The sequence below is a fragment of the Paraburkholderia sp. genome, from assembly GCF_034668105.1.
Taxonomy (GTDB): Bacteria; Pseudomonadota; Gammaproteobacteria; order Burkholderiales; family Burkholderiaceae; genus Paraburkholderia.
In genome coordinates, this window is sequence record NZ_JAXDPY010000171.1 from 1 (window position 1) to 2,891 (window position 2,891).

A 2,891-nucleotide genomic window follows, 5' to 3' on the forward strand; every position below is an offset into this window, starting at 1 on the left:
TTGCCTGTTTGCCGCGTGACGCGGTGTGAATTTCCCATGGAGCGATAGATGAGTGAAGCCGCGCGTTTTACCGAAGTATCCGACCTGGCGCCTGCAACCGAGAGCCTGCGTGAGATCCGCCATCACATCCATCATCATCCTGAGCTCGCCTACGAGGAAGTGCAAACCGGTGCGTTGGTGGCGGAGAAACTCGAACAGTGGGGCTGGCAGGTCACACGCGGCGTCGGTCAAACCGGTGTGGTGGGTACCTTGAAGGTGGGCGACGGCACGCGCAGCATTGGCATTCGCGCCGACATGGACGCGTTGCCGATCATCGAGCAAACCGGTCTGCCGTACGCGAGCGGCACGCACGGCAAGATGCACGCATGCGGCCACGACGGCCACACGACGATGCTGCTCGGCGCCGCGCAACACCTCGCCGCCACGCGCAATTTTTCGGGCACCGTGCATCTGTATTTCCAGCCGGCCGAGGAAAGCGGCATCGACAGCGGCGCGATGAAGATGATCAACGACGGCCTGTTCGAGCGCTTTCCGTGCGACGCGGTATTCGGTCTGCACAACCATCCGGGCGAAGAACCGGGCGTGATGTTGTTCCGTAAGGGGCCGTTCATGTCGGCGGGCGACAAGGCGATCATCACGATCGAAGGGGTCGGCGGGCATGCGGCCCGTCCGCACCTCACGGTCGATCCGGTGGTGGTGGCGGCGAGTATCGTGATGGCGTTGCAGACGATCGTCGCGCGAAACGTCGATCCTTCGCAGCCGGCGGTGGTGACGGTCGGCTCGATGCATGCGGGCACCGCGAACAATGTGATCTCCAGCAGCGCGAGGCTGGAATTGAGCGTGCGTTCGTTCAGCCCCGAAGTGCGCGCGTTGCTGAAAAAACGCATTACCGAACTCGCCGAAAGCCAGGCCGCGAGCTATGGCGGCAAGGCGGTGGTGGAGTACATCGAAGGCTATCCGGTAGTGGTCAATTCGGATGCCGAAACGGATTTCGCGGTACAAGTGGCGCGCGAACTGGTCGGCGACGACAAGGTGGTCGCGCAGACCGATATCCTGATGGGCAGTGAAGATTTCGCCTTCATGCTGCAGAAACGGCCCGGTACGTTCCTGCGCATCGGCAACGGTGCGGGCGAGGACGGCTGCATGGTGCACAACCCGCATTACGACTTCAACGACCGCAATCTGCCGGTCGGGGCGGCTTTCTGGACGCGGCTGGTGGAGCGGTATCTGGGGCAGTGAAGGGGCTGCTGATTGGCGCTGGCGGGTGCGCGTGCGACTCGCGATGAACTGCATTGTCGTGCTTTGCAGCTTTTGCTCCGGCACATTGTTGGCATTAGACGTCGACGGACTCGCGTTGTGTTGAATCTGCCATTTGCAATACTTGCTGATAGCGTCAGCTTTTTTCACTCTCTAACAATCGCCTTGACATAGTTTTACTTATTGTCGAATGCTTACCCGTACGATGCTTCTACAAAAATTCGGAGAAGCATCATGATAGTCGTAAGGGATGGGCGCGCATGTTCAGAGTGAACGTGAGCTCTTTAATGCGAAGGCGTCATTTCGATCTGATACGGCATTACTTCACAGGTGCTCAGGCCGAAGTATCTGCGGAACAGATGACGCGATTGAACGACGCTATGAAATGCGCAAGAGCCGATTTTCTCAAGTGGGAGCGTCCCGACTCCTGGGTAACGCGATCCTGCGACATGTACACACTCCGTCATCTCCTGTCAGACGAATCCTATGCGCTCTGGACTATGAGCGATCATGAGGTCGCGCGCGCAGTGTATCGTGAAGTTGAAAACGGTATGCTGATAGTCGTGCCGCCCGCAGATGACTTGCGCCGATACGTCGAGGCCGAACGCGAGCGTGGCGGCCTTCCTTCAACAGTGTCACCTCCGCCCGCGCCAGGGGTCTTCAGCACGATCACCCCTTCGGAATTATATGGGCGACGCGTGCCGCGGATGTCGCCTGATACGCGATCCTATTCGAGCGGTCAGAGGCGGTTCGACGCGTTCAATGCGCCCGGATCGCCAATGCCCGGGCTTCTTGGCGATGCGTCGCCGTTCGAGTACATCGAAGATGTGGTGAGCGCTGCCACTGAGGAACTGGCGGTTAGGACAAGGAATCCAGACTACGCTGCGAAAATGCTTGGCTACGACCGAAAGACATTCGGCTATATGCTCCACATCTATAAGCCAAGGAATGGTCTCGGGCCTGCAGACAACGTTATCTGGCATGACGACGGCAGCGTGGAGTTCAACGGAAAAATATTGAATGACAACTTTCATGACTACGCGCCCTGATCCCGAAACCAATGAAAGACCCCATGCGCTCGCGCATGCAACCTTCATCATTTCCGGTGAATCCGTCGATCCCGCCTTCTGGACCTCGTATTTCGGCGTGCGACCCAGTTCGATCATCGTTAAGGGCGAGCCCTATCTCTATCCATCCGGAAAGTCGAGCAAACATCCGGGCAAGATCGGCTTCTGGTCTTTCGAAAGTGCCGGGGAGGTACATAGCGACCAACTCGAGCCGCATCTTCGCTGGTTGGTCGAGGCGCTTAAGCTGCCGCGTGCCGAGCTTCGTGAACTTATCACGGAGAGCCGTGCCAAGATGTTCTTTTGGTGCTATTGGGCCAACTACGCGGGAGACCGAATCTCCGACGTGCCCGACGACATACAGGCAATGATGGCGTCGCTTGGCGGCACCATCGAGATTGACGAATATCGGTGAAGCTTCACCCCCTCCGCGCCACCATCTGCGAGACCGTCTGCGCAGCCTGCTGCAATGGCTCCAGAAACGCCTTCACCATCTGCTTCGCCGAATTGCGCTGCGCGTTGCCGCTAATATTCATCGCCGCGATCACGCGCCCCTGGCGGTTGCGAATT

4 protein-coding genes are annotated in these 2,891 nt (G+C 58.6%); 3 read left to right on the forward strand and 1 reads right to left on the reverse strand.

Going from position 1 to position 2,891, the window contains the following annotated elements:
- Positions 1 to 48 precede the first annotated feature (48 nt).
- The 3 genes from QOC89_RS08025 (at position 49) to QOC89_RS08035 (ending at position 2,736) form a co-directional block, all read left to right on the forward strand.
- Positions 49 to 1,239 (forward strand): M20 aminoacylase family protein, encoded by a 1,191-nt coding sequence (locus QOC89_RS08025; protein ID WP_323044536.1) that lies wholly within the window; start codon positions 49 to 51, stop codon positions 1,237 to 1,239.
- A gap of 467 nt (positions 1,240 to 1,706) precedes the next feature.
- Entirely contained in the window at positions 1,707 to 2,306 is a 600-nt protein-coding gene (locus tag QOC89_RS08030) for a hypothetical protein (protein WP_323044537.1), read from the forward strand.
- Positions 2,290 to 2,736: a DUF4279 domain-containing protein gene (locus QOC89_RS08035; RefSeq protein WP_323044538.1), complete on the forward strand. Its 447-nt coding sequence runs from the start codon at positions 2,290 to 2,292 to the stop codon at positions 2,734 to 2,736. Before QOC89_RS08030 ends, QOC89_RS08035 begins: the two co-directional genes overlap by 17 nt.
- A 4-nt stretch (positions 2,737 to 2,740) precedes the next feature.
- On the opposite strand, the gene QOC89_RS08040 is transcribed toward QOC89_RS08035, so the two are convergent.
- The coding region (locus tag QOC89_RS08040; RefSeq protein WP_323044539.1) for an IclR family transcriptional regulator domain-containing protein at positions 2,741 to 2,891 on the reverse strand (151 nt) is incomplete at its 5' end.

Excerpts from the sequence above, each read along its gene's own strand:
- QOC89_RS08030 (WP_323044537.1), top strand. The coding sequence starts at position 1,707 with ATGTACACACTCCGTCATCTCCTGTCAGACGAATCCTATGCGCTCTGG.
- QOC89_RS08035 (WP_323044538.1), top strand. The coding sequence starts at position 2,290 with ATGACTACGCGCCCTGATCCCGAAACCAATGAAAGACCCCATGCGCTC.
- QOC89_RS08025 (WP_323044536.1), top strand. The coding sequence starts at position 49 with ATGAGTGAAGCCGCGCGTTTTACCGAAGTATCCGACCTGGCGCCTGCA.